6 protein-coding genes are annotated in these 5791 nt (G+C 59.8%); 3 read left to right on the forward strand and 3 right to left on the reverse strand.

What is annotated here, in order from left to right; translation table 11 throughout:
- Window positions 1-140 precede the first annotated feature (140 nt).
- The gene (locus tag ABIZ35_RS14660; RefSeq protein ID WP_348220663.1) at window positions 141-857 is read left to right on the forward strand and encodes a hypothetical protein; all 717 of its coding nucleotides are present in this window, start codon (window positions 141-143) and stop codon (window positions 855-857) included.
- A gap of 14 nt (window positions 858-871) precedes the next feature.
- The gene (locus ABIZ35_RS14665) at window positions 872-1255 is read left to right on the forward strand and encodes a hypothetical protein (RefSeq protein ID WP_348220664.1); all 384 of its coding nucleotides are present in this window, start codon (window positions 872-874) and stop codon (window positions 1253-1255) included.
- Between the two features lie 2 nt (window positions 1256-1257).
- Here the strand turns inward: ABIZ35_RS14665 and ABIZ35_RS14670 are convergent, their stop codons facing one another.
- From ABIZ35_RS14670 to ABIZ35_RS14680, 3 genes are all read right to left on the reverse strand, one after another.
- A complete protein-coding gene (locus ABIZ35_RS14670; RefSeq protein ID WP_348220665.1) occupies window positions 1258-1704 on the reverse strand; it encodes a helix-turn-helix domain-containing protein in 447 nt (148 codons plus the stop codon).
- Window positions 1705-1783: 79 nt separating this feature from the next.
- Window positions 1784-3667: an APC family permease gene (locus ABIZ35_RS14675; RefSeq protein WP_348220666.1), complete on the reverse strand. Its 1884-nt coding sequence runs from the start codon at window positions 3665-3667 to the stop codon at window positions 1784-1786.
- Window positions 3668-3673: 6 nt separating this feature from the next.
- A complete protein-coding gene (locus tag ABIZ35_RS14680) occupies window positions 3674-3955 on the reverse strand; it encodes a hypothetical protein (protein ID WP_348220667.1) in 282 nt (93 codons plus the stop codon).
- A gap of 220 nt (window positions 3956-4175) precedes the next feature.
- Here ABIZ35_RS14680 and ABIZ35_RS14685 point away from each other — a divergent pair, with 220 nt between their 5' ends.
- A complete protein-coding gene (locus ABIZ35_RS14685) occupies window positions 4176-5690 on the forward strand; it encodes an ATP-binding protein (protein ID WP_348220668.1) in 1515 nt (504 codons plus the stop codon).
- Window positions 5691-5791: the final 101 nt, after the last annotated feature.

Below are 5791 nucleotides of genomic sequence, written 5' to 3' on the forward strand. Positions count from 1 at the left end.
GTGCTCCTTGACGTGTCGAACGAACCGATGTGAAATACGGTGGTTTCCACGAAATTATAGGGTGTACGGCCAGGAATGTCAAGTGAGGGCCTCCAGATACGTCCGGTCTTGACGAAGTCCGGTATCATATTGGTAATTTTATGAGCCAAAACCTTTCCCCTGCGGTCGCGATTGACCGCTTCCATCCCTTTCGCGCCGGTCTGCGGGCTGCCCGCGCGAACCTGGCGCCCAGTCTGTTGATCCAATTGGCGATGCTGTTCGTGGTCGTTGGCTACTACACGATTCCGGCGGTGCGCCATGCACTGTCGTCCGTCGCGGACGTCAAAGCCCACTTGAACTTCGGCTTCAGCATCCTCGCCTCCATCGTCGCCGGCGCGCTGATCCCCGAATTTTTGACGGTAGTCTTCTACCAAAAGGGACGTGTCCGCCGCAAAAACTTAGAAAACCTGCTCTTCACGATCCCGTATTGGGGCTGGAACGGCTTCGCTGTTGATGTCTTTTACCGATGCCAGGCGCTCTGGTTCGGAAGCGTCGTCACAATCGCCGTCGTCGCTAAAAAAGTTATCGTGGACATGTTCCTGTACAATCCTATTTACTCCACGCCGGCCGCCGCGATCTGCTATCAGTGGAAAAACGGCGGGTTCCGCGCCAGCGCCCTGCGCGGCGTCTTCACATGGACCTTCTACAAAGAGCGCGTCATCCCCGCCCTCGTCACCTGCTGGGGAACCTGGATCCCCCTCGTCATCCTGATCTACGCCCTGCCGCCGCTCCTGCAAATCCCACTCTTCAACATGGCCCTCAGCCTCTGGGTGCTGCTCCTGACCCACGTGACTTCCTCGCATAAGGAAAATGCGTGAGAAATGAGTTTGTAATGGCTGATGATGAGCGTTGCGTGATTTTGAATGACGAATCTTCTAAGGGCCGATGGGGCTTCGTAATCTATACCACAACCAACTCACCATATATTCGAGCTGACATCCGTAATCTTGATCAATCGGCTGGAGGCGCCCTGCTAGGGATCAGCTTCGGACCTTATCCCCCGCTGAAAGATCCAAAAGTTACGATCCGTTGGGATCTGCCGGATAACGTCTGCGGCATTTACATTGATGCCGATTGCTATGGTTTATTCCGTTGCGGAGCCGGGCGGCGACGAGCGCGCGGAAGTTTCCGAGCCGGAATACAAACACCATTTACCGAAGATGAAATCGCCTGGTTCTGCGCCAAAACCCACGTGCAATTCCGTCGCGGCGATTAGCGTTATATCTTCAATTCTTCCGCCTGCGCCTGCAATTCCCGCATTGCTGCATAAGAAGCTTCTCGTTGCTTCGTCTTGTACTTCGCAATGTCTTCACGGCGAACACGCCGATGGCTTCCGACTTGGTGAAATGGAATTTTTCCCTGCTGAAGAAGCGATGTCAAGTAAGGACGTGAGACATTGAGATAGTCGGCCGCTTCCGACGTTGTCATATCTGATTCCACGCGCGAAATCGATATCGTGCGGCCGCTTGCGGTTTCATCCAGGATATGCGACAAAAGCTTAACAACGATGGGCGGCAGAGCGATCTGCTCTCGATCACCTTCCGACTCGAGCTGAATTTGAATGTCGATATGCCGGCTTGAATAATCAGACAGCTGGCGTGACGCCTTGGCCGCCATCATCGCATCGTGCTGCGTGGGCGAAAAAGTGTCGGTGTTTGTAGCCATGAAATTTCTCCTATAGCCACATTATACCGCTCAAGTGAAATATCTGTAACAAGTGAATTCAGTTGTCATTGCACAGTGTCTACATAATCAGCCGCACGCCGCCGAGGGAGGCGAGGCTGTGGGGGAAGCGGTCGCTGGGGGTGCCGATGAACATGTAGTTCTTGGGTACGTTCAGGCGGCGGGAGAGGTGCTCGATCAGTTGGGGACCGAATTCGCCTTTGACAAGCAACAGATCGATGCGAAGGTCTGGGTAAATACGGTCGATCAGCGAGATGTTCTTGGCGAGGTCTGGGGGAATATCGCTTTCCCTGACATAGGTATGGACGATCCGCAGGCGTTTGTTCTGCTCGTTTTCGAGGACGTAGATCGCGGCGTGGTTAAGCATGGGCAGAGTGTCGTCTTCCGCGAAGAAGATCACTTCCCGTCCGTTGATCTCCGTGATCTGTGTCATGATCCAGCGGCTGAAGTGAATGTTGCCGTCGCGCAGACTCTCCAAAAATGTTTCCGACGCCGCCAGGATCAGACGCAGGATCTGGACGCGCGCGAACATCAGGCCGACGATCGCGGCTGCTGAGAGAAAGTACAGTAGGAACACGCGCACGTAGGCGGGCTTGATCAAGATGTTGCCGACCAGCGCTGTGCTGGTCGCCGCCAGGGCGAGCAGCACGGAGGGCCACGACGCTCGGATCGCGCGCGGCAGCCGGCCTCGCTTGACCTTGAGCAGGATGTTGCCGATCGCGAAAAGGCTCATCACGCTGAGAAACGCGATGGTGTAGACACCGCCGAGCATCAGAAGGTCGCCGCGTGAGACCGAGAGGATCGAGGCGCACAGGCCGAAGAAGGCCAGGATGATCCAGTGGTTGGTGTGACGCCATTTGTTTTCCTGAAGGAGAACCTGCGGCAGGCAGCGGTCCAGGCTCATGCGCCGCACCAGGCCCGTCACGCCGACATAGCTTGTGAGCACGGCGCCGGAGAGCACCAGCACGGCGTCGATGCTGACCCATTTTTGCAGCCAAACGCCCGAGCCCACCAAACCCATATGCGCCAGAAGGTCTTCGGGGCTTGCCGTGATCGCCGCGAGCGGCAGCAGCGACAGCGCAAGCACGCTGATAATCGGATTGAAAACGGCGACAATCGCCCACATATTGCGCAGCGTCTTCGGGAATACCCCCGGCTTTTGCTCCTCGATGAAGTTCGCGGAGCTTTCGAAGCCGCTGATCCCGAGCATCGCCGCCGAGAATCCAAAGAAGACCGCCCGCGCCGCGCCGCCCGGCAGTGGGTGGCTCCAGTTCTGCGCGAGGATGTCTCGGTGGGCCCAGGCTGTCGGCAGCACGGCGAAGCACAGCACGGTCAATGTCAGGATATGGAAGAGAAAGATCCCGAGCGCCACCACGGACGATTCACTGATGCCAAAGATATTGAGCAGCGCGAAGAGGCCGAGCAGGCCGACAGTCGCCAGAATAATCGGCAATCCTGGGATCAGATTGCTTGCGTAGTGCATCGCTGCGTCTGCGCTCAGCACCGCCGTCGCGATATACGAGAGAATGGTGAGGCACGCGGCGAGGGACGCCTGTCCCTTGGTGGTGGTGTTGAGCAGGGCATTGTAGGCGCCGCCGTTCAGCGGCAGCGCGGTGCCGACTTCGGCGTACACGTTCCGATAAAGGTAAAGCACGGCCGCGACGAGCGCCAGCGCGATCGGCGCATAGGGGCCGGCGTAGAACGCCGCAATGGCCGTAACATAGAGGCAGCTGGAGGTGATGTCGTTGCCGCAAATCGCGGTGGATCGCCACACGCCGAGCTTGTGTGCGATCCCCGAGTCCAGATGCGTTACGCGCACCTGCTCCGTGCCGAGATCCTTGATGGTCTCCGCTGTGCCCCAGCCGGGGAAATCCCAGGACGTTTCCGCTGGGTCCTGGGGCGGCGGCGGGGGTGAGGCGTGCGGATGGGATGTCTTCTGTGTCATCTTTGTTTATCCCGTGGGCGCTTCGGAATCGAAAGCGTCATTGGGATCGTCGCCGAACGAACTCGGGGCATCGCTGGCGGCCTTGTTTGACACGTCAGGGATGACTTCCTGCGGCGAGCCCCCATCATTGGCGGCGCCGCCGCTGTCGCCGGGATTGACGCCCCGGTCCGTCATGTCGATATCACCGTCGAGATCTTCAAAATCCTGCGTGCTGTCGATATCGGCCACGCTGCCGGTGGTTCTGCTGTTCCCGGCGGATCGCGGATCGCCGGCGGGGTCGGGAGCCATGGGTGTTCTCCTCACGGACATAAGTTAGAGTGAGAATACCCGACTGCTTAACCTGCATAAACGTAAGAGATTTTTTAGCTTCCCATTTCTTTCTCATGAAATCGCTGAGGAATGCTGGAATAATACTCGGGAGGAGCGCCAATTCTTATCTGCGATGTCCCTTTTTGCCCGATTTTGTCTGACGCGGCGCTGAACCGAATGGATCTCGGTCGTAATTATTATGGATATTTTCACCTTACGCAGTCAAAGTTGTCTGCGCTCCATCATTCTCGCGTGCGGCGTTCTGGCGGCGGCGCTGGGCCTGACCGTCCTGACCGGCTGGTACACGCATAACCTGACGCTTCTTCAGATCCACCCGTCGTTTGTCGCCATGGCGTACAACACGGCTCTGTGTTTCACTCTCAGCGGCGCCGCGCTCGGCGCCTTCGCGCTGGGACGAAGGCGGATCGCGCTCGCGAGCGGCGCCGTCCTAGCGCTGATCGGCGGACTGACCCTGTCGGAGTACTTGTTCAATGTCAGCCTGGGGATCGACGAGCTGCTGATGCGCTCTTATGTGCGTTCCGGCATCCTGCACTACGGGCGGATGGCGGTCGCGACTGCGGCGTGCTTCACGACTCTGGGACTGGCGCAGATTTTCTACAACCTGCGTGAGGGCGCGCGCCGCCCGGCGTTTCTCGGGATTGCGGGCGCGGTCGTGCTGTCTTTGGGCGCCGTCGCGCTGACGGGCTATTTCATCGGCGTCACGGGAGCGTACCGCTGGGGACAGCTGACGCGTATGGCGGTCCACACCTCCGCCGGATTTTTGGTCCTGGGGCTGGGGTCTCTTGCAGGCGCCTGGCTTGCCGAGCAGCGCCGGGGCGTAAGTCGGCCGCGATGGCTGCCGCTGTGCGCTACGATCTTCGGCATGGCGGCGTCGGTGAGCCTCTGGCAGGCGCTGGTAGTGGACCAAAGCGGGAACCTCGCGATCATCCACCAATACTCCGAGGCGCATCCCGTGCTTGTCCAGTATGTCCAGACGCAGTCGATGCTGCCGTACTGGGCTCTGGCGGGCGGTCTGTCGATGGCCGCGCTGCTTGGCTGGACGGTGTTTCTCACCCAGAAATCGTCCGAGCGGGCGGAGCTGCTGCGGGTGGCTGGTGAGAAGCTGGAGCAGCGGGTGGAGGAGAGAACGGATGAGCTGGCGCGAACAAACCAGGCCCTTCAGGAAGTCCTGACGTGCGTGAGCAACGGCCGGCTCAAGCTGTGTCACACGGAGGAAGGGCTGCCGGCGTCACGGCGCATCGTGAGTGGGAGCGTGGAGCTTTCCCAGTCCAGCGGACTGAAGGCGCTGCGCGATCTCGCGCGAAACGCGGCGGTTGAGGCGAGCCTCCCGATCGAGCGGATCGACGATCTTGTCACGGCCGTTTCGGAAGCGTCCATGAACGCTGTCGTCCACGGCGGCGGCGGCCATGGCGAGGTGCGGCTGAGCAAGGACGACCGCATTCAGGTCTGGGTGCGCGATTTCGGCTCCGGCATCACCCTGGACCATCTGCCGCGCGCGACCCTAGAGCGCGGCTACACCACCGCCGGCACTCTCGGCCACGGCTTCTGGCTGATGCTGAGCACCGTGGATCATCTCTTTCTCATGACCGGCCCGACCGGCACCACGGTCGTTTTGGAGCAGGGCAAGGAAGCTCCGCTGCCGCCGTGGCTGATCGAGCAAATGAATGGGGATGTGACGGCGATCGCGGCTTAAGCGCGAAGAACCACTCACCGGCCTACCCCTGCGTGACCTACCCCGGCCTTCGGGCCGCTCCTGAGTGACCCACCCCCGGCCTTCGGCCGACCCCTCCCTTG

It is taken from the genome of Capsulimonas sp. (genome assembly GCF_039929585.1).
Classification (GTDB): Bacteria; Armatimonadota; Armatimonadia; order Armatimonadales; family Capsulimonadaceae; genus Capsulimonas.

What these genes read in the sequence shown, in the direction of transcription:
- ABIZ35_RS14660 (WP_348220663.1), top strand. Translation starts at nt 141, where the DNA reads ATGAGCCAAAACCTTTCCCCTGCGGTCGCGATTGACCGCTTCCATCCC.
- ABIZ35_RS14665 (WP_348220664.1), top strand. Translation starts at nt 872, where the DNA reads ATGGCTGATGATGAGCGTTGCGTGATTTTGAATGACGAATCTTCTAAG.
- ABIZ35_RS14670 (WP_348220665.1), bottom strand. Translation starts at nt 1,704, where the DNA reads ATGGCTACAAACACCGACACTTTTTCGCCCACGCAGCACGATGCGATG.
- ABIZ35_RS14675 (WP_348220666.1), bottom strand. Translation starts at nt 3,667, where the DNA reads ATGACACAGAAGACATCCCATCCGCACGCCTCACCCCCGCCGCCGCCC.
- ABIZ35_RS14680 (WP_348220667.1), bottom strand. Translation starts at nt 3,955, where the DNA reads ATGGCTCCCGACCCCGCCGGCGATCCGCGATCCGCCGGGAACAGCAGA.
- ABIZ35_RS14685 (WP_348220668.1), top strand. Translation starts at nt 4,176, where the DNA reads ATGGATATTTTCACCTTACGCAGTCAAAGTTGTCTGCGCTCCATCATT.